The following is a 20406-nucleotide window of genomic DNA, read 5'->3' as shown; positions in this document are numbered from 1 at the left end:
AAGGTTTACTTCAAATTACCGCTCAGGAACTGCTGCAGGCGCTCGCTCTTCGGATTGCCCAGCACGTCCTCAGGCTTTCCTTGTTCTTCCACCAGGCCCTTGTGCAGGAACAGCACCTGGCTCGACACCTTGCGCGCAAAGCTCATCTCGTGGGTGACCATGATCATGGTGCGGCCTTCCTCGGCCAGCCCCTGGATCACCTTCAACACTTCACCGACCAGCTCCGGGTCGAGGGCCGAGGTCGGCTCGTCGAACAGCATTACCTCCGGCTCCATCGCCAGGGCGCGGGCGATGGCCACCCGTTGCTGCTGGCCGCCGGAGAGGAACGCCGGGTATTGATCGGCCACGCGCGCCGGCAAGCCCACCTTGTCCAGGTAGCGACGGGCGCGGTCTTCGGCGTCCTTCTTGCTGCAACCCAGCACCCGGCGCGGGGCCATGGTGATGTTTTCCAGCACGCTCATGTGGCTCCACAGGTTGAAGTGCTGAAACACCATCGCCAGCCGCGTGCGCAGGCGTTGCAGTTCGGCGTCGTCGGCCACGCGCATGCCGTGGCGGTCGCTGACCATGCGGATCGGCTGGCCGTCGAGGGTCATCGCGCCGTCGTTGGGGGTTTCCAGAAAGTTGATGCAGCGCAAAAAGGTACTTTTGCCGGAACCGCTGGCGCCGATCAGGCTGATCACGTCACCGGTCTTGGCCTTGAGCGAAACACCTTTGAGCACTTCATTGTCGCCATAGCTTTTATGCAGGCCTTCAACCGTCAATTTGTACATGGGGCGTGCATCCTCAAGGCGAAAGTAGGTAGCCGCTGCGATAGGCCTCGGTGCCGGCGACATGGCTGATCACCATCCCGGCAGTGGCCATGCGCCGCAGCGAACGGGCGTAAAGCAGGCCGGCCTTTTGGCAGTGCACAGGCGTTACGCGGTCAGTAATGGGGTCGATGATTTCGGCGATCAGTTGCCCGGCTTCCAGGTATTCCCCCGGCAGCACGCTGAACACCAGCAGGCCGCCGACCGGTGTGGTCACCGGCTCCACGCCCGCCAGCGGGGTGGCCGGGTAGGGCAGCTCGGGCAGTGGCGCCGCGTCGCCGGCAATCGCGCCGAAGTGTGTCAGGTAGTCGATGATCGCCTGGCAGTCGAGGCTGGCCAGGCCATGATTGACGTCGCCTTGGCCGCGCAACTCGACGGTCACCGAGAAGCTGCCCATGGGGATCGGGAAGCGCTCGCCGAAGCGTTGCTGCAACTGCCACCACACCAGCGTGAAGCACTCATCAAAGGATTGCCCACCCGAATCGGTGGCGAGCAAGTTGGCTTCCGAGCCGATATAGCGCGCCAACGGTTCCACCTGCGGCCAGGCCTCGGGCGTGGTGTACAGGTGCGCCACGGCTTCGAAGTCGCAATGCAGGTCGAGCACCATGTCGGCATCGCAGGCCAGGCGTTGCAATACCAGGCGCTGGGATTGCAGCTGGGTGTCCGCGGTTTGGGCGGCGAGGGCCAGACTCAAGGCGTCGCGAATCAGCTCGACGTTGTGCTTGGGGTCATCGCCCAAAAAGTCTTCAACCTGATTGCCGACGTCTTCGCTGAGGTCGACAAACAGGCGATTGAAGTTCTGCCCGCTTTCCAGCTCGTAGCGGCCCAGCGGAATGTCCATCAACACCTGTTCCAGGCCCACCGGGTTGGCGATCGGCACCAACACGATTTCGCTGCGCAGCCTGCCGGCAGCCGCCAACTCGACGAGGCGCACCTTGAGGTGCCAGGCCACCAGCATGCCCGGCAGTTCATCGGCATGCAGCGATGACTGGATGTAGATTTTGCCTTCGGCCTGTTCCGGGCCGAAGTGGAAACTGTGGATCTGCCGCGCCGTGCCTGGCACCGGCGCGATCAGATCATGTACCTGATGACGCATCACGACTCCTTAGTGACTCGGCCCGAGGAAGGCCAGCCAGCGACGCTCGGCCAACCGAAACAGACCGACCAGGGCAAAGGTTACGGTCAGGTAGATCAACGCGGCGATGCCGAAGGATTGAAAGGTCATGTAGGTGGCCGAGTTGGCGTCCCGGGCGACCTTGAGAATATCCGGCACCGTCGCGGTAAACGCTACCGTGGTCGAGTGCAGCATCAGGATCACTTCGTTGCTGTAGTACGGCAACGAGCGGCGCAGGGCGGACGGCATGATGACGTAGGCATAGAGCTTCCAGCCGCTTAAGCCGTAGGCCTTGGCCGCTTCGACTTCGCCATGGGCCATGCTGCGAATCGCTCCGGCGAAGATCTCGGTGGTGTAGGCGCAGGTGTTCAGGGCGAACGCGAGGATGGTGCAGTTCATCGCGTCGCGAAAGAACGCATCCAGTACCGGCTGCGCCCGCACGGCCGCGATGCTGTAGATCCCGGTGTAGCAAATCAGCAACTGGATATACAGCGGTGTGCCTCGAAACAGGTAGGTGTAGAACTGCACCGGCCAGCGAATGGAGCGCTTGCGCGAAACCCGGGCGATGGACAGCGGGATCGAGACCACGAAGCCAATCACCAGCGCTGCGCTGAGCAGCCACATAGTCATCGCCAGCCCGGTGATGTGCTGGCCGTCGCTATAAAGGAAGGGCCGCCAGTATTGCTGCAGAAGTTCGATCATCGCACGGCCTCCCGGGACCCGGCAGAGTAGCGGCGCTCAAGCCAGCGCAGGACGACGTTGGACGCGCTGGTGATCAGCAGGTAGATCAACGCGGCGATAACCAGGAAGTAAAACAGCTGGTAGGTGCTCTTGCCCGCGTCTTGAGCGGCCTTGACCAGGTCCGCCAGGCCGATGATCGACACCAGCGCCGTGGCCTTGAGCATCACCATCCAGTTGTTGCCGATGCCCGGCAGGGCAAAGCGCATCATCTGCGGGAAGGTCACGAAGCGAAAGCGCTGCCCGCGCGTGAGCCCGTAGGCGGTCGCCGCTTCCAGCTGGCCACGCGGCACTGCGAGGATCGCGCCACGAAAGGTCTCGGTGAAATAGGCACCGTAGATAAAGCCCAGGGTGATAACCCCGGCGCTGAATGGGTCGATCTCGATGTAGTCCCATTCCATAAAGTCGGTAAAACCGGTCAGCCAGATTTGCAGGCTGTAGAAAATCAGCAACATCAGCACCAGGTCGGGTACGCCGCGAATCAAGGTGGTGTAGAGCTGGGCGGGAATGCGGATCAGGCTGACGCTGGACAGTTTCGCGCTGGCGCCGAGCAGGCCCAGCAGGACGCTGACAGCCAGGGAGGCGACCGACAGTTTCACGGTCATCCACGTACCTTGCAGCAACAGTGGGCCGAACCCCTTCAAACTGAAGGCACTCAGCCCCAGGGTTTGCAAAAGATCTTCAAACATGAATTCAGGACCTATGGCGATAAAAAAGCGCCCACCTGAAACAGGTGGGCGCCAGGGTGTTATTTACCGCTGTACAGGTTCAGATCGCCGAAGTGTTTCTTCTGAATGGTGGCGTAGGTGCCATCATCGTGTAACGCTTTGATACCTTTATCGAGCAAGGCCTTGAGGTCTTTGTTACCTTTTTTGATACCGACCGCAGTTTTCGACGGCAGCAATGGGTCGTCGATGGCCTTGCTGACTTCGTAGTCAGCGCCTGCCGGCGACTTCAAAAAGCCCAGTTCGGCTTGCAGCATGTCCTGCACCGACGCGTCGAGACGGCCGGAAGTCAGGTCAGCGTACACCTGGTCCTGGTTGGCGTAAGCCTTGGTGGTCACACCGGCCTTGTCCAGCACGGCCTTGGCGTAGGCTTCCTGGATAGTGCCTTGCTCGTAGCCCACGCTCTTGCCCTTGAGGGACTCAGGCGTGGAGAAGTTCGCGCCTTTTTTGAACACCAGGGAGGTCGGGCCGGAGAACAGCTCGCTGGAGAAGTCGATCGCCTTTTCACGGGCTTCGGTCACGGTCATCGAGGAAATCACGCCGTCGAACTTGTTGGCGTTCAGGCCTGGAATCATGCCGTCGAAGTCACTTTCGACCCACTTGCACTTGACCTTCAGCTCGGCGCAGATCGCATTGCCCAGGTCGATATCGAAGCCCACCAGGCTGCCATCGGCGGCCTTGGATTCGAACGGCGCGTAGGAAGGATCGACACCAAAACGCAATTCCTTGTATTCCTTGGCTGTAGCAACACCAGCAGCCATGCACAGAGCCAGTGCAGAAAGGGTCAGCAATGCTTTTTTCATTATGTAATCCCTGGAAACCAAGATAAGCGCTTGTGGCGCGTTTAGGACTGTTACTGAACGGTGTCAGACGGATCACAAGTAGCAATTTCTGCACCATAGTTCCGAATGTAGTTCCGAATGATTGTTTTAAAAGGTGGGACTAGGGAGATCTGAGTGTAGGAGATGCCCGAAAATGGGCATTGATTTTTCAGTGCACTATTTTGGGGTTTAACCCGAATCAAAATGTGGGAGCGGCGGTGCGACGATTCGACTTGCTCGCGAATACGGTGGGTCAGTCAACTCACCTGTCACTGACCCACCGCCTTCGCGAGCAAGCCCGCTCCCACAGGGGGATTTATGTCAGGTCAACAAGTCCTGCAAGGTCCCGAGGTTATCGGCCTCATCCACCGCCTTATCCTGCCGCCACCGCAACATCCTGGGAAACCGCACCGCAATCCCGCTCTTATGCCGCTTCGACAGGGCAATCCCCTCAAACCCCAACTCAAACACCATGCTCGGCGTAACACTGCTGACCGGCCCAAACTTCTCCACCGTGGTTTTGCGCACAATGGCGTCGACCTTGCGCATCTCTTCGTCGGTCAGCCCCGAATAAGCCTTGGCAAACGGCACCAACGTGCGTTCAGTGCCGGGCGGGCCGTCCCACACCGCAAAGGTGTAGTCGCTATACAAGCTGGCGCGCCGGCCATGGCCACGTTGGGCGTAGATCAGCACCGCATCGACGCTGAACGGGTCGACTTTCCACTTCCACCACACGCCCATGTCCTTGGTGCGGCCCACGCCGTACAGGCCGTCCCTGGCCTTGAGCATCATGCCTTCCACGCCGAGGCGGCGAGAGTCTTCGCGTTGCTCGGCCAGGTCGGCCCAACTCGTGCCTGTGAGAAGGGGCGATGGCAACAGTACCGCCTGGTTGCACTGCGCAATAACCTGCTCAAGCTGGGCGCGGCGCTGTGCCTGGGTGTGGTTGCGCCAGTCGTCGCCCTGGTATTCCAGCAGGTCATAGGCGAGGACAGCGACCGGCGCGTCCTCAAGGACTTTTTTGCTCAGGGTCTTGCGGCCGATCCGCTGCTGCAACAGGGCGAAAGGTTGCACCGAGTCCTTCCACACCACGATTTCGCCGTCGATCACCGTGCCATCCGGTAAGCCGCTGACCAGGCTGTGCAGTTCAGGAAAACGGTCGGTCACCAGCTCTTCGCCACGCGACCAGACCCACAGCCGGCCTTCACGCTTGACCAGTTGCGCGCGGATGCCGTCCCACTTCCATTCCACCTGCCAGTCGGCGGGCGAACCGAGCAGGGTGTCGAATTGCTCCACCGGTTGCGCCAACCCGTGGGCGAGAAAAAACGGATAAGGCTGCCCGCCGCGTTGCGCATGTTCGTCGGACGATTCGGCGGCGATCAGCTTGAGGTAGCCCTCAGCCGTAGGACGGTTCGACAAGTCGGTGTAACCCACCAAGCGCTGCGCCACGCGTTTGCTGTCCAGCTCAGCCATGGCGGCGAGGGCGCGGGTCACCAGTAATTTGGACACGCCCACGCGAAAGCTGCCGGTGATCAATTTGATGCACACCATCAGGCTCGGCTGATCCAGTTGCGCCCATAACGCGGGCAGGCGTTCGGCCAGTTCCAGAGGTGGCAAACCGCGCAAGGGCAGGAGTTTGTCTTCCAGCCACACCGCCAAGCCGTCTTCTGAGGTGTAGGAAGATTCTGGCAACAGCAGGGAAATGGTTTCGGCCAGGTCACCCACCGACTGGTAACTCTCTTCGAACAACCAGGGTTCGATGCCCGACGCTTCGGTGGCCATGTCGCGCAGCAAGCGCGTCGGCACCAGTTGCCGCGGCCGCCCACCGGAGAGGAAATACACTGCCCATGCCGCATCTTCTGGTGGGGCCTGGCGAAAGTAGGCTTGCAGCGCGGCGAGCTTGGCGTTGCTGGAGGTGGTGGCGTCGAGGTTGGCGTACAGCTCGGCGAAGGCTTTCATGCCGTGGCCTCTTCTTCGTCGTCACCGTATTCGGTGGTGAATCCCTGGGCATCCAGGCCTTTTTCCCGCAGGTGACGCACCAGAACGCCGACAGAACCGTGGGTGACCATCACCCGCTCGGCACCGGTTTGCTCGATCGCCCACAACAGCCCCGGCCAATCGGCGTGGTCCGAGAGCACAAAGCCTCGGTCCACACCACGCCGCCGCCGTGTGCCGCGCAGGCGCATCCAGCCGCTGGCAAAGGCGTCGCTGTACTCACCGAAGCGGCGTATCCAGGTGCTGCCACCGGCCGACGGTGGCGCGATGATCAAGGCTTGGCGCAGCAGCGGGTCGGTCTTTTTGAAGTCGCCGGCGTAGAGGGTTTCGGGGATGTAGACCCCGGCCTCGCGGTACACGCGGTTCAGCGGTTCGACGGCGCCGTGGCTGAGGATCGGGCCGATGCTGGCGTCAATGCCGTGCAGGATGCGCTGGGCCTTGCCGAACGAATAACAGAACAACACGCTGGCCTTGCCGGCGGCGATATTGGCCTGCCACCAGTCATTGATGCCGGCGAAGATTTGGGCCTGGGGCTGCCAGCGGTAGATCGGCAGGCCAAAGGTGGATTCGGTGATAAAGGTGTGGCAACGCACCGGTTCGAAGGGCGCGCAGGTGCCATCGGGCTCGACTTTGTAGTCGCCGGACGCGACCCAGACTTCGCCCTGGTATTCCAAACGCACCTGGGCCGAGCCCAGCACATGCCCGGCCGGGTGAAAACTCAGGGTCACGCCGTGGTGCACGAGTTGTTCGCCGTACGCCAGGGTTTGCAGGTTGATGTCCTGGCCCAGGCGCGAACGCAGAATGCCTTCGCCGGGGGCGGCGGCCAGGTAATGCTGGTTGCCGGTGCGGGCGTGGTCGCCGTGGGCGTGGGTGATGACCGAACGCTCTACCGGGCGCCACGGGTCGATATAGAAATCTCCGGCGGGGCAGTAGAGGCCTTCGGGCCGGGCGATGACAAGGTCCATGGGCGTGCCGGGGCAGTGGGCTTATCAGTTAGGAGGCGGGGGGAATAAAAGAAGTTCGATTGGATATGGGATCGTTCCCAATGTGGGAGCTGGCTTGCCTGCGATGGCGGTGCATCAGCCACTTGATCAGTGACTGACACGGCCTCATCGCAGGCAAGCCAGCTCCCACACAAGCCAGCTCCCACATTTTTGATCCGGTTTCTTCAGTGAGAAACCGGGTTACTTGCCGGGTGTAAGGGTCAACCGCGTCTTCCCATACGCCTTGTCAAAGTTCTGCGGCTGCATCGGGAAGCTCAGGTATTGCGCCTTGAGCGACGGGTCGATGCCATTCGCATAGTTCGGGCTGGCCGGGTTGCCGGACTGGCCGATGCCGCCCTGGCCGGTCATCGGTTCCACTTGGCCGAAGTCGACGATCATGCGCAACGCCGGCACCTGGGTGGTGTTGAAATCCTGGCCCCAGCTGTACGGCGCCGGGTTCAGGGTGTTGTGGTCGCCGCCACTGGCCAGTGGGCCGCGAATCACCTGGCCGTTGGTGTTTTTCCAGGTGGTGCTGTGCAGTTTGCCCCACTGCCAGGCCTTGTGATCGCCGCCCAGTTGGCTGTCGCCAGCCGTGATCGCAGCGGCCAGGCTGCGGGCGAGGATCGCCGGTTTGTCTTCTTTCTGCGCGGTGCGCACGTCGTCCCAGAACGGGCTGTCTTCGCGGCCCAGCAAGTGGTCGGCATTGGCGGAATACGACAGGTTGGCGTTGCTGATAAAGGCTTTCCAGCTGGCGCTGGTTTCCGGGCCGAGTTCGTCGAGGAAGATCTGCTTGGTGCTTTCCTGCAGGAACAGCTCGTAGATCGCCGCGTCGGCGGAGGTTGGCGCCAGGCGACCATCAAAGGCCATCAGGCGATTCAGCGCCTCACGGGCCTTGGTCGCGTCAGCCGCGGGCAGTGCATCGATCGCCTGTTTCAGCGGCTGGGCCATGCCCGGCGCCTGGAACATGGTCTTGAGCTTGGCGGCGAAGGGGGTGGTCTGGTCGTATTGCATGGCGATCATGCTGCGGCTGTCATGCTTGCCGGCATTGGCCAGTTGCGCCAGGCGTTCGCTGCGCTCCGGCGCATCCCAGGAGTTGGACAACTGCATGCCATAGCCGCGCGGCGCGGTGCGCTGGTTGGCGGTGCCGATCCAGCCTTGGGCCGGGTCTTGATCGTACGGGTGCAGCATCGCGTCGGCGTAACCGTCCCAGTCAAACCGCGCGTCCCAGCCCGGCGAGGGCAGCAGGCCTTCGCCTTCGCGGCGGTTGGGGAAGCGGCCGGTGACTTGCCAGCCGATGTTGCTGGCGTCGGCGAAGATCATGTTCAGTGCAATGGCGCGGATTTCCCGGGTGGCGTCGGACGCCTTGCCGGCGTTTTGCGCGCGGGACAGGTCGAAGAACGCGTCCAGGCTCTTGTCGTCCTTGAAGTCAGCGGTTTGCAGCGCCAGGCCAAACCCGGTGGTCAGCGCCTGGCTGCTGTTGAGCAGGGCGCCGTGGCGGGTTTCGTACACCACTTCGCGCAGTGGCCGCTGGCCTTTGGCGAAGAAGGTTTCGTTGCGCACGATGGCTGGCAGCCATTTGCCGTTGTTCTCGTAGTACAAGGCGTTGCCTTGGCGCTTGACCTTCTCCAGGAACAGGTCCTGGGTGTCGCCTTTGACGGCGCTCATGCTCCACGCCACTTTGCCGTTGAAACCGGACAGCAGCGTTGGCAGGCCAGCAATCGAGGCACCGACCGCTTGATATTTCGGCGCACGAATCTGCACGTAATTCCACGGCGACGGCGCTTGTGGCTGGGCCGCAAGGTCGCTGGCCAGCAGGCTTTTGCCACTGCGGCTGCGTTGCGGGCCGATGGCCCAGTTGCTCGATGTCGTCACCGCCAGTGCATTGAGGCTGTTGAGTTGCTGGCCGACGGCTTCCAGCCCGGCAAGGCCGGTGATCTGGCCGAGGTTCACGCCTTTGAGCTTGTCGGTTTCACCCTGCGGAATCGGCTCATCCGGCGCGCTTGGGGTAAGCCAGGCGAGTTTGTCGACGCCCACTTTCTGCGCCAGCACCAGCGACGAGAGTTCTTCCTGCAGGTTGCTCGACTCGCTGAAATTCAGCAGGCAGAACAACAGCGCCGAATCTTCCGGCTTCCAGTACTCGGGCTTGTAGCCGGTCTGGGCGAGGTCTGGCGGCAGCTTGTCACGGTAGCGGAACAGGTAGGCGTTGACGCCACGGGCATACACTTCAAAGAAGCGCTTGAGGCGCGGCGAAGAGGCGTTATACAGCTCGCCGGCGCTTTTTTTCAGGTTGACGGCGCGCATGAAACGGTCGACGTCGAGCACTTGCGGGCCGGACATTTCCGCCAGACGGCCCTGGGCCAACAGGCGCAAAGTGACCATCTGCGTGATGCGGTCGCTGGCGTGCACATAGCCGAGGCTGAACAGCGCGTCATGGAACGTATTGCTTTCGATCAGCGGCATGCCCTGGGCATTGCGGCGTACCGAAACATTCTGTGCCAGGCCTTTGAGCGGCTGCACGCCGGCAACGGGAGGCAAGGTGTCCTGGGTGCTCTGGAGCTGGCAACCGGCCAGGCTTAATGCACTGGCCACTGCCGCGGCAACGCCGAACCGGGGAAGAAAATGTGAGAGGGCTGGCGAGGCCATGGCAAAGCTCCTGCGGGGGTAGCGTCATTAAAGGCGCTACGTTAGTGAGCGCGGCGAAACGACGCAAGCAGGATCGTTCCCACGCTCTGCGTAGGAATGCATTTTGTGACGCTCTGCGTCACGCTTTGTGAGTGGACGCAGAGCGTCCAGGGCGGCATTCCCACGCGGAGCGTGGGAACGATCATTGCCTGGGGCTCAGGCTTTGGGCGGATTCACTTTTTGCACCCATTCATACGCCCGAACCGTCGCCGGCCGTTCCTTGATGCTGTTGAACCAGCGCTGCACGTGGGGGAAATCCTCCAGGCGCTGGCTCTGCCACTTGTGGGAAACAATCCACGGGTAGATCGCCATGTCGGCAATGCTGTAGTCCTCGCCCGCCACGAATGCGCGATCCGCCAGGCGCCGGTCCAGCACGCCATACAGGCGTGCGGTTTCATCCACGTAGCGTTTGATCGCGTAGGGGATTTTCTCCGGCGCGAACTGGCTGAAGTGATGATTTTGGCCCGCCATCGGCCCCAGTCCGCCCATTTGCCAGAACAGCCACTGCAGCGCTTCCTGGCGACCGCGCAGGTCTTTGGGAATGAACTGCCCGGTTTTTTCCGCGAGGTACAGCAGGATGGCGCCGGATTCAAACAGCGAAATCGGCGCACCACCGTCGGTCGGGTCGTGATCGACGATGGCCGGGATGCGGTTGTTGGGAGCGATCTTCAGGAAGTCCGGCTTGAACTGCTCACCCTGGCCGATGTTGATCGGGTGCACCTTATAGGGCAGACCGGCTTCTTCCAGGAACAGCGATACTTTGTGACCGTTGGGGGTAGTCCAGTAGTACAGGTCGATCATGAAGCTCTCCAAATGAGCGAATGCCTGTACCTATAGGTGATGATCGAAGGGCAATAATTCAATCAAACATTTACGTCTAACCTTAGACGCCTTTTCACACCGCCCCATCCACCAACACCTGCAACGACTGCTGCGAGCACCGCTCAATGCGCACCTGCACGCCATACACCTGGGCAAACAACGCTGGGTCGAGCACCTCATCCGCCTTGCCACTGGCATACAAACGGCCTTGGCGCAGCACGGCAATGTGGTCGGCAAAGCGCGCGGCGAGGTTGATGTCGTGCAGCACCACCACGGCGATCAGGTTGTGTTCGCGCACCAGCCCGCGCACGCAGTCCATGACCTTCAACTGGTAATTGAGGTCGAGGGCGCTGGTGGGTTCGTCGAGCAACATCACCTGGGGGCGGCGCGCGATGAGTTGGGCGAGGCTGACCAATTGGCGTTGGCCGCCCGACAAGGTGCTCAACAGTTGATCGGCCAGGTGCGCGATACCGATGCGCTGCAATGCCTCAAAGGCTTCGCGCAGGCAGGCTTCGCCGGACAGCGCAATGCCTTCCACATGGCCCACGCGCAGCGCGGCGATCACGCTTTCCATCACGCTGAGACTCAGGCCGGGCGGCAGGTTTTGCGGCATGTAAGTGACGCGGCGCGCACGCTCGGCCACGGACATGGCCGACAGGTCGAGGTCGCCCAGCCTTACAACGCCTTGCATCTTTTCCAACCCGGCCACAGCGCGCAACAAGGTGGATTTGCCCGCGCCATTCGGGCCGATCAGTGCCGTCAGGCTGCCGTGGGGCAGGGTGGGCAAGCTCAGGTCATGCACGATGTGCCGACGCCCGTAACTGACGTTGGCATTGTGTACCGATAAACCCGCACTCATAACTGTCTCCCGCGTTTGAACACCAGCACCACGAAAATCGGCACGCCCACCAGCGCGGTGACGATGCCGACCGGCACGATCACGCCGGGCATGATCAGTTTGCTGGCGATCGAGGACAGCGCCAGCAACAAGGCGCCGGTCAAGGCGCTGGCGGGAAGCAGGAAGCGTTGGTCTTCGCCCACCAGAATCCGCGCGATATGCGGACCGACCAGGCCGATAAACCCGATGGTGCCTACAAATGCGACGGCGGTGGCTGACAACAAACTGATGCGCAGCAGCGAAAAAAAGCGCAGACGCTTCACGTCCACGCCAAAACTTTGCGCGCGATCTTCGCCCATGCGCAGTAAGGTCAGGCGCGGCGCGGCGGCGAAGGAAAACGGCAGGACCACCGCGACCACCAGGGCGAGGATGCCGAGTTTGTCCCAGTTGGCCCGGGTCACGCTGCCCAAGGTCCAGAACACCAGCTGTTGCAAAACGTCTTCGGTGGCGACCAGTTGCAGCAACGCCACCACCGCGTTGCAACTGAACACCAGCGCGATGCCAAACAACACCAGGCTTTCCACCCCGGCGCCGCGCAGGCGCGACATGGCTTGCAGCAAAAATACCGACGCCGCTGCGAAGATAAATGCCGAGATCGAAATCGCGGTGTTGGCCGACACCCACAACGTGGTCACCGGAAATACGATCACCAGGGATGCCCCCAGTGCCGCCGCCGACGACACGCCGAGGGTGAATGGGCTGGCCAGCGGGTTATTCAAAATCGCCTGCATTTCGGCCCCGGCCAGCGACAGCGCGCAGCCGACCAGCACCGCCATCAGTGCATAGGGCAGGCGCACGTTCCAGATGATCACCTGGTCGGTGGCGCTCAGGTGCGACGGGTGCAGGATGCCATCGAGCAACGCCAACAGGCCCATGCCCGACGGGCCGCTGGCCAGGTCCACCAGCATCGCGCAGACCAGCGCCGAGCCCAGCAGCGCAAGCAGCCAGGCGCGGCGTGCCAGCAAACGGCGGTAGCCGTGGGTGGCGCTGGCGAGGTCGAGGGTTTGAGTGGTCATTTGGCTCACACACTTTTGAAAATGACGAAAATCCAAATGTGGGAGCGGGCTTGCTCGCGAAAGCGGTGTGTCAGACGATGCATGTGTCGACTGGTACGCCGCCTTCGCGAGCAAGCCCGCTCCCACATTTTGAACCGTGTTTACTTGGTTTTACTGTCAATCCAGTAAGCACCCTGCAACGGCATGCCCAGGAACTGCTGGTTGATCTGCGCCATGGTCGCCTGCGGGTCGAGCTTGGCGAACAGCTCCGGGTGCACCCACTTGGCCAGTGCTTCAATGGCCAGCAGGTTGTACGGCGAGTTGTAGAAGTCATGCCACAGCCCGTGGGAATTGCCTTCGCGGATTGCACGAAGATTGGCAAACTCGGGGCGCGCCAACACGCGATCAAACGCCTCACGCGCCTCGTCAGTGCTCACGCCAGCGCCCAGGATCAAGCCCGGCTTGTGGTTGCCGGTGGCCACGTACACATCCGGGTCGGCTTTCAACGCGTACTCGACGCTGATATCCCCCAGCGCACCCGGCACCACATCGGCGGCGATATTGCGCCCGCCGACCAGCTTGATCACTTCACCCATGCCGCTTTTACCGGTGGTGTGCCCCGGCGCTTGCCAGGCACCGGCCAGCAGTTCGAGGAACACGCTCGGGCGCGGGCCGGCAGGCAGGGTGGCGACGGCGTCGGTGATGACCTTGATGTGCTGGTCATAGAAATCCAGGAAGGCTTTAGCCTGGGCTTCACGCCCCAGCGCCTGGCCCAGCGCGTTCATGCTGGTGTGGGTGCCTTGCACCGGGTTGATACGGAAATCGACGAACAGCACCGGGATGCCGGCCTTGGCCAGCACATCAGCCACCGCGCTGTGTTCGGTCGGGCCGTGGCCGGAGATGCTGAACACCGCCAAGTCGGGTTTGAGCGACAGAATTTCCTCGGCGCTGACGCTTTGCTCCGACGCCTGCCCGATCAGCGGGATGTCTTTCACCGTGGGAAATTTCGCCACGTAAGCGTTGTAAGTGTGCTGGTCCAGCAGCTTCAAATCGTTCTGCCAGCCGACGATGCGCTGGAACGGCGCGTCCTTGTCGAGCAGGGCAAACGCCGAAATCAACCGGCCTTCACCCAGCACGACGCGTTTGACGTCGTCCTTGACTTCGACCTTGCGGCCCAGCACGTCGGTGACTTCGTGGGCGGCGGCGGTTTCGGCGTGGCCGAAGGCGAGCGCGGCGAACAGCACGCCAAGCTTGAGCGCGTTGCGAGGTTTGAACATGGGCAGGACTCCTGGTGAGGGAAAATCAGAATTCATAATCGACACTGGCCGTCAACGTGCGCCCGGCGCCTGGGATGCCGTAGAGCTGGAAGCCATCGAGGGACGCGCCGACCTGGCTGTAATAGAACGTGTTGAACACGTTGTTCAGGTTGAGGTTGACCGTGGTGTCCTTGTTGACCTTGTATTGCGCCGCTACGTTACTCAGCCAGTAACCGGGGGCTTTTTCGTGGTCGCGCACGTAGATCGCGTTGACCCCGGACGGGCCGTTGGCGTAGCTGCTGTTGTTGTTCAAACCGCCGACGTATTTGTTGTCGCTGTAGCGGCGACGGCCCACGTATTGCTCGCCGTAGCTCAGGCTGAGGGCGTCAGTGACGGCGTAGGTGGTCCACAGGTTGGCGGTCAGGTCGGGAACGTTCTTGGCTTGCGCGCCTTTGTTGATGCCCTTGGTCTGCGTGCTTTTGAGCGCCGAGAAACCGGTGTAGGCAGTCCAGCGCGGGGTGATATTGCCCTGCAGGCCGAGTTCGACGCCGTCCACGCGCTTGGCGGGCAGGGCGCGCACCGGTGCGGACTCGCCGTCCTGGTATTCCCAGGCGTTGTCCAGTTCGGTACGGAAGATCGCCGCCGTGACATTCAGCATGTCGTGGGCAATGTCCCACTTGGTGCCCATCTCGTAGGTTTTCGATTTGGCCGGGCTGTAATTGCTGGTGCTGGCCGCGCCATAAATCTGGTTGTTGGTGGACGCGCCCAGCGCCGACGGTTGTGCTGCTTCGCTGTAGGACACGTAGATGCTGCCGTTCGGCAACGGCTTGTACACCGCGCCGACGCGACCGCTGACGGCGCCGTCGGTGCTGCTGATGCTGGCCTGGCCGCGCTGTGTGGTTTGCGCGCGCCAGTTGTCGTAGCGCAACGAGCCGAGCACTTGCCATTGTTCGTTGAGGGTGACGGTGTCGCCTAAGTAGATGCCGGCGTTGTCGATCACCGAGCGCGGGTCGCCTTCGCCTTTGGTCACGTAAGTGCTGGCGAAGCTGTGGCTGGGGTCTTTCATGTTGAACAACATGTCGCCGGCGGGTACTTCGGCGTTGCGTTTCAGGCCGCCGTAGGTCTCGTGATAAAACTCCAGGCCGCTGACCACCGCGTGTTGCAGGCTGCCGGTGTTGAACGTGAAGCTGAAGTCGGTCTGGTTATCGAGGATGGTGTAGCGCTTGGACAAGCCGAAATCACTGCCGCGCAGGATGCCGTAGCCAGTGTTGCTGTTGTTCACGTAGTCGGTGTAGGCATTCACCGTGCTGCCGGGCACTTGGCTGATCGGGCCTACGCCGGTGTAGCCCAAGGTCGCACAGCGGGCGCCGCTGCAGGTTTTTTTACCGTTGGCGTCGGCGGCGAAGAAACGCGCCGGGGACAGCACGGCGAAGTTGTCGCTGCGTTCCCAGCGGGTCTGGTTGCGCAGGTTGGCGTCGTTCCAGTCGAAATCATGTTCGAAGCGTGCGGTCAGCGAGGTGGTTTCGTTTTCCTGCGTATACAGGCTGGAATCGCCGTACCCGTTGGAGCGTTTCACACCCGGCATGCGGTGGCCGTCGGTGCCACGCTGGATCGGCACGCCGCCGTCCGGGGTGTTGGTGTCTTTCTGGTAGAAGGTGTCGACAAAGAACCGCGTGTCGGTGCCCAGGCCGAAGCCGAACGAGGTGGCGATGCCCCAGCGGTCGTAGTCCACGTCGTCGCGGTCAGCCACCTGGTTGTAGTGCTTCATCAGGTTGATGCGCACGGCGGTGGTGTCGGTCAGCTGTTTGTTGATGTCGGCGGTGAGGCGTCGGTAGCTGTCGGTGCCGATCCCGGCGGAGACTTTGTTGGCGTCGCCCAGGTGCGCTTCTTTACTGACCAGGTTGACGCTGCCGCCCACTGCCGAAACCCCGGATTCGATAGACCCGGTGCCCTTGAACACTTCAGCCTGTTGCAGGTTGAAGGTGTCGGTGCGCGTGGACATGCCGGCGTCGCGCACGCCGTCGACGGTCAGGCTTTGCTCGGAAGAAAAACCACGAATCGAAAACAGATCGCCCCAGCCCAGGTTGCCCTCGCCGGACATGAAGGTGATGCCCGGCACGTTGCGCAACACTTCCTGCAGGGTTTGCGCGTTCTGCTCCTTGAGCACCTGCTGCGGCACGATGGTCACGCTTTGCGGGGCGTCGAGCAGCGGCTGGCTGATTTTCGCCGAGGTTACCCGGTCGACCTTGAAGCTCGACGTGGCTTCTTCGCCATCGACCTTGATTTGCGGCAGGCTCACCACCGAATCGTTGGCTGTGGCGGCGGGCGTATCGGCCCAGGCCGTCGGTACAACGCTGCCGGCAGCAAGAAAACCGAACATCGGCGCCAGGGTTGAATGCAGCGTATGGCGGTGAGGTGTTGGCAATGACATGGGCTACTTCCGAGTCTAAATTACAATTACTCTCATTTAGGTTCGGTAGTCTAAAGAGCGATTCCTCCGGCCATGCCCCGGCTTTGTATCGCTGATGCGTGATTATGGTTTCCCACAACATTCCATTACATTTGCGTACACCGCTGGATGAACTTTCGGCTATCTCCTGCGTTTTGAGTTTTCGGATCGAATGCCCATGGCAAAGCTTGACCACCTGTTAATCGTCGATGACGACCCGCAAATCCGCCAACTGCTCTGTGACTACTTGAGTGACGCCGGTTTTCAGGTGTCCACCGCTGCCGACGGCAAGGAAATGCGCCGCCGCCTGGCGCTGAATGTGATCGACCTGATCGTGCTTGACCTGATGCTGCCCGGCGAAGATGGCCTGAGCCTGTGCCGCGAGCTGCGGGTCAGCTCCAACACGCCGGTGGTGATGCTCACGGCCAAGGGCTCGTTGATCGACCGTATTGTCGGCCTGGAAATCGGCGCCGATGACTACCTGCCCAAACCGTTCGACCCGCGTGAGTTGCTGGTGCGGATCAAAGTGGTGCTGCGCCGGGTGCAGAGCTTCCCCGACCGTGCACGGCTGGACGAGGCGCCGAGCATTCGTTTTGCCGGCTGGCAACTCGACACACGAGCGCGGCAATTGCTCACGCCGGAGGGCGTGGTGGTCAGCCTGGGCAATTCGGATTACCGCGTGTTGCGCCTGTTGTTGCAGCACCCGAACCGCCCGTTGAGCCGCGACTTTCTGCTCAACCATGTGTTCGACAAGGACAGCACGCCGTTCGACCGCTCCATCGACGTGTGCGTCAGCCGCTTGCGCTCGCAGCTGCCGGCCGGGCTGATCAAGACCGTGCGCAACGAGGGTTACATGCTCACCGCCGATGACGTGGTGCTGGAGTCGTGAGACTGCTGCCGCGTTCGCTGTTCGGGCGGCTGGTGCTGATTCTGGTCAGCGGCATGCTCGCGGCGCAGGCGTTGACCAGCAGCATCTGGTACGACCGGCGCCATGGCCAGGTGCTGGAAATCCCCGCGCGGTTGATCGCCACACGCCTGGCGGACGTGGTGCGCCTGGTGCACAGCGACCCGCAGCAGGCCGATCAGTTGATCAAACTGCTTAATACGCCGCACTTTCAGCTGACCTTGAGCGACCAGGCCAGCAGCACGCCCAGCAGCCTCACCGACAGCGACCGGCCGACCGAGCGCCTGATCAAGAAGGTGTTGTCGGAGAAAACCGGCTACACGCAAACCCTGATTCTGCTGCGCCTGTCTTTGGTCGATGGCGAAGGGCAAACCGCCGGGCTCTCGACCTTGCTCAGCTCCAAACCGGTGGTGGGGCAATTCCTGATCGACCTGCGCCTGCCCGATGGGCGCTGGTTGTTGGTCGACGCCAGTGAAGAGCAGGGCTGGACCAGCACCTCGCCGCTGGATCTGTTGTTCGATTACGTGATGCGCATCTATTTGCTGCGGGTGTTGGTGCTGGTGCTGATCGCCCTGGTGGCGGTGCGCCTGGCCATCCGCCCGTTGAATGCCCTGGCCAAGGCCGCCGAAGCCCTTGGCCGGGATATCCAGCGTCCGCCGTTATCGGTGGACGGCCCCACCGAAGTGCGCCGCGCCGCCCAGGCGTTTAATGCGATGCAGCAGCGGCTGATCGCCAACATCGCCGAGCGCACGCGGTTTCTCGCAGCGATTTCCCACGACTTGCGCTCGCCGATCACACGCTTGCGCCTGCGCACCGAGATGCTCGAAGACACGCGCACCAAGGAGCGCTTTCGCAGTGACCTGGAAGAAATGGAGCACATGGTGTCCAGCACCCTGGACTTTGTCAGCAGCGGCGAAATCAACGAGACGCGCCAGAACATCGACATCAATGCCTTGCTGCAAAGCCTGCAGGCAGACCTTGAGGACGTGGGCGAAAGCGTGACCATCGTGGGCCGCGCCCGCCAACCGTTGCCGGGGTACGCGCGCAGCCTCAAGCGCTGCGTGCAGAACCTGTTGGAAAATGCGGTGCGCTATGGCAGCGAAGTGGTGGTGCGGGTCGAGGATCAGGCCGACAGCTTGAAAGTCGTCATCAGCGACCGTGGCCCCGGGATTCCTCAGCAGCAGCTGGAGCAGGTGATGGAACCGTTTTACCGGGTTGAAGGCTCACGCAATGCCGAGACGGGCGGGTATGGGCTGGGGCTGAGCATTGCGCACACGATTGCACGGGCGCATGAGGGGCGGTTGAGTTTGAAGAATCGGGAAGGCGGGGGACTTGAAGTGGTGCTTTTGTTTCAACGCAGGCTCTGACCTGAAATGCGATCCAATGTGGGAGCGGGCTTGCTCGCGAAGGCGGTGTATCAGTGATGAAAGTGTCGACTGACACACCGCCTTCGCGAGCAAGTCGAATCGTCGCACCGCCGCTCCCACATTTGGACCTTCAGCGCGGCTTACGCCCCGTGGCACTTCTTGAATTTCTTCTCGCTGCCGCATGGGCAAGGATCGTTGCGGCCAACGTCCTTCAGGGCGTTGCGCACCGGCTCCTGGTGAGCGTGGCCGCAGTTCGGGCCGTGGACATGACCGTGGTCGTGATCGTGATGATCATGGTGATCGTGGTTGCAGTCAGGACCATGGACATGGGGTTGCTGAGTCATCGATGTCGCTCCGGAATAAAATCGCCGGGCATTATCTCGCCATTGTGGGCCACCTGCACGTCATTACCGATGAATAATCCGGTTTTCAGCTCGCCCTCCAGGCGATAGGGCACAGGTTTGCTCGGGTTTTTCAGCATCTGCACCACATCGCGAATCTGCGGCCACAGGTTGGTGCGCACCGTCACCTTGAAAAAACCATGGCTGCGCGGCGGTATGGTCAGCCACTCGTTGGACTCGCCTTCGGTCAGCACAAAATCGTCCAGCGTTACCTTGTAGATCAGGCCGCGCACGGTCAGGTCGGCGTCGTCGCGGTTGTCCACGCGAAAGAACAGTTTGAATTTTTGCTCCAGCAACTTGGCGCGCACCACTTCGACTTTTACCAGGGAGACGTGGGGCGGGGGCGCATCGTCCTCGAACCATGATGCGCAGCCGGTCAGCCCAAGGGTCAACGCCAGCATCAAGCTGTAAATCCGGAGCATGGCGTCAGTCCTGTGGTGGTTAGAGGTAGCTGGAACAGCACTTCTTGAATTTTTGCTCGCTGCCGCACAAACATACATCATTGCGTCCGACCTTCACCTCTACCGTCGGGTCGATGAAGTACCAGCGCCCTTTATTCTGTACGAAAGACGACTGCTCGCGGTGGCTGTGTTCGCCGGTGCTGTCGTGCCAGCGCGCAGTAAAGGTCACAAACGCATGCTCCGGCTGGCCGCCAAACACCTCGGAGCTTTCCACCTCAAGGCCGAGCCAGGTGCTTTGGGCGCTCCAGGCGCCGATGGCGGCGCGGTCCAGGCCCGCCTGTTGCGCGGGCAGCGTGGTGGCGACCAGGTAGTCGACCAGGCCCAGCACATAGGCGCTGTAGCGCGAGCGCATCAACGCGGTGGCGCAGGGCGCCGGGTGACCGGCGTGATAATGGCCGCAGCAAGCATCCAGCAGGTTGCCACTGCCGCAGGGGCAAATGGATGTACTCATGGTTACCACCAATACTTTCCGAAGTTTTCCGGGTTGGCCCAGAAGCGGGCGTTGAGCCAGTCCGGCACCTGTTTATAGTCAAGCAGATCATAGGTAAACAGCGTCAGAACCTGCTCATCACGCTGGAAACGCTCCCCGGCCTGCAGGGCCAGGGAGAAAAAGTCGGTGTCCTTCCAGCCGCAGGCGTTCAGGTCTGCCAGCACCGCAATGCGGCTGGCATTGAGGTTGCGGATGCCGCCGAGCAAGGTCAGGCCTTGCGGTTTTGACAGGTGCTCCAGGCAGTCGACCACCAGCGCCAGGTCAAAACGCTGCGCCGCCAGCTCTGCGGGCAACGGCCCAGGCGCCGCGATGGCGACCACGGTGTCCGGGTGCTCGGCTTGAAAGGCCTCCAGCGCCGGAAACTGGCTGGCACCCAACAGCAACAGGCGTTTGGGCTGGTGCAGATCGAGCAAGGCAGCCAGTGCTTGCTGGGGCGTACGGGAAGAAATACCAGCGGTCATCACAGATCCTCACATCAGGACCGTAGAGACTAGCGCGGCTG

The 20406-nt window shown here is 61.8% G+C and carries 19 protein-coding genes; 2 read left to right on the top strand and 17 right to left on the bottom strand.

Annotation, left to right across the window (positions count from 1 at the left end):
- Positions 1 to 5: 5 nt before the first annotated feature.
- The 13 genes from HX783_RS05625 to HX783_RS05565 form a co-directional block, all read right to left on the bottom strand.
- Positions 6 to 770, bottom strand: coding sequence for an ABC transporter ATP-binding protein (locus HX783_RS05625; RefSeq protein WP_159954678.1), 765 nt, complete (start codon positions 768 to 770; stop codon positions 6 to 8).
- Positions 771 to 783: 13 nt separating this feature from the next.
- Positions 784 to 1902, bottom strand: coding sequence for a succinylglutamate desuccinylase/aspartoacylase family protein (locus tag HX783_RS05620; protein ID WP_177016248.1), 1119 nt, complete (start codon positions 1900 to 1902; stop codon positions 784 to 786).
- A gap of 9 nt (positions 1903 to 1911) precedes the next feature.
- Positions 1912 to 2622 (bottom strand): ABC transporter permease, encoded by a 711-nt coding sequence (locus HX783_RS05615; protein ID WP_159954680.1) that lies wholly within the window; start codon positions 2620 to 2622, stop codon positions 1912 to 1914.
- Positions 2619 to 3347, bottom strand: a complete 729-nt coding sequence (locus HX783_RS05610) for an ABC transporter permease (RefSeq protein ID WP_177016247.1) — start codon at positions 3345 to 3347, stop codon at positions 2619 to 2621. The genes HX783_RS05615 and HX783_RS05610 overlap by 4 nt, the downstream gene beginning before the upstream one ends.
- Before the next feature lie 59 nt (positions 3348 to 3406).
- Entirely contained in the window at positions 3407 to 4186 is a 780-nt protein-coding gene (locus tag HX783_RS05605) for a transporter substrate-binding domain-containing protein (RefSeq protein ID WP_159954682.1), read from the bottom strand.
- A gap of 339 nt (positions 4187 to 4525) precedes the next feature.
- A complete protein-coding gene (locus HX783_RS05600) occupies positions 4526 to 6160 on the bottom strand; it encodes an ATP-dependent DNA ligase (RefSeq protein ID WP_177016246.1) in 1635 nt (544 codons plus the stop codon).
- Positions 6157 to 7161, bottom strand: coding sequence for a ligase-associated DNA damage response exonuclease (locus HX783_RS05595; RefSeq protein ID WP_159954684.1), 1005 nt, complete (start codon positions 7159 to 7161; stop codon positions 6157 to 6159). Before HX783_RS05595 ends, HX783_RS05600 begins: the two co-directional genes overlap by 4 nt.
- Before the next feature lie 219 nt (positions 7162 to 7380).
- Positions 7381 to 9822 (bottom strand): penicillin acylase family protein, encoded by a 2442-nt coding sequence (locus HX783_RS05590; protein WP_177016245.1) that lies wholly within the window; start codon positions 9820 to 9822, stop codon positions 7381 to 7383.
- A 195-nt stretch (positions 9823 to 10017) separates the two neighbouring features.
- The gene (locus HX783_RS05585) at positions 10018 to 10662 is read right to left on the bottom strand and encodes a glutathione S-transferase N-terminal domain-containing protein (protein WP_159954686.1); all 645 of its coding nucleotides are present in this window, start codon (positions 10660 to 10662) and stop codon (positions 10018 to 10020) included.
- A gap of 94 nt (positions 10663 to 10756) precedes the next feature.
- Positions 10757 to 11542: an ABC transporter ATP-binding protein gene (locus HX783_RS05580; protein ID WP_159954687.1), complete on the bottom strand. Its 786-nt coding sequence runs from the start codon at positions 11540 to 11542 to the stop codon at positions 10757 to 10759.
- Positions 11539 to 12597, bottom strand: coding sequence for an iron ABC transporter permease (locus HX783_RS05575; RefSeq protein ID WP_177016244.1), 1059 nt, complete (start codon positions 12595 to 12597; stop codon positions 11539 to 11541). The genes HX783_RS05580 and HX783_RS05575 overlap by 4 nt, the downstream gene beginning before the upstream one ends.
- 140 nt (positions 12598 to 12737) lie before the next feature.
- Positions 12738 to 13853: an ABC transporter substrate-binding protein gene (locus HX783_RS05570; RefSeq protein WP_177016243.1), complete on the bottom strand. Its 1116-nt coding sequence runs from the start codon at positions 13851 to 13853 to the stop codon at positions 12738 to 12740.
- 25 nt (positions 13854 to 13878) lie between these two features.
- Positions 13879 to 16263, bottom strand: coding sequence for a TonB-dependent siderophore receptor (locus HX783_RS05565; protein ID WP_177016242.1), 2385 nt, complete (start codon positions 16261 to 16263; stop codon positions 13879 to 13881).
- A gap of 196 nt (positions 16264 to 16459) precedes the next feature.
- Here HX783_RS05565 and HX783_RS05560 point away from each other — a divergent pair, with 196 nt between their 5' ends.
- Positions 16460 to 17170 carry a response regulator gene (locus HX783_RS05560; RefSeq protein WP_056857506.1) on the top strand — a complete coding sequence of 237 codons (711 nt, stop codon included), beginning with the start codon at positions 16460 to 16462 and terminating at the stop codon, positions 17168 to 17170.
- Positions 17167 to 18552, top strand: coding sequence for an ATP-binding protein (locus HX783_RS05555; RefSeq protein WP_177016241.1), 1386 nt, complete (start codon positions 17167 to 17169; stop codon positions 18550 to 18552). Before HX783_RS05560 ends, HX783_RS05555 begins: the two co-directional genes overlap by 4 nt.
- A gap of 140 nt (positions 18553 to 18692) precedes the next feature.
- On the opposite strand, the gene HX783_RS05550 is transcribed toward HX783_RS05555, so the two are convergent.
- From HX783_RS05550 to HX783_RS05535, 4 genes are read right to left on the bottom strand one after another with little or no spacing between them, the layout of a single operon-like run.
- On the bottom strand, positions 18693 to 18896 hold the full coding sequence (locus HX783_RS05550; protein WP_177016240.1) for an SEC-C metal-binding domain-containing protein: 204 nt from the start codon (positions 18894 to 18896) through the stop codon (positions 18693 to 18695).
- Positions 18893 to 19375: an LEA type 2 family protein gene (locus HX783_RS05545; protein ID WP_177016239.1), complete on the bottom strand. Its 483-nt coding sequence runs from the start codon at positions 19373 to 19375 to the stop codon at positions 18893 to 18895. Before HX783_RS05545 ends, HX783_RS05550 begins: the two co-directional genes overlap by 4 nt.
- Positions 19376 to 19394: 19 nt before the next feature.
- Positions 19395 to 19865 carry a YchJ family protein gene (locus tag HX783_RS05540; protein WP_177016238.1) on the bottom strand — a complete coding sequence of 157 codons (471 nt, stop codon included), beginning with the start codon at positions 19863 to 19865 and terminating at the stop codon, positions 19395 to 19397.
- A gap of 2 nt (positions 19866 to 19867) precedes the next feature.
- Entirely contained in the window at positions 19868 to 20365 is a 498-nt protein-coding gene (locus HX783_RS05535) for a DUF6231 family protein (protein WP_177016237.1), read from the bottom strand.
- Positions 20366 to 20406: the final 41 nt, after the last annotated feature.

The sequence above is a fragment of the Pseudomonas sp. D2002 genome (assembly GCF_013385735.1).
In the GTDB taxonomy this organism is placed as follows: domain Bacteria; phylum Pseudomonadota; class Gammaproteobacteria; order Pseudomonadales; family Pseudomonadaceae; genus Aquipseudomonas.
This window is presented reverse-complemented; position numbering and strand designations above follow the sequence as displayed.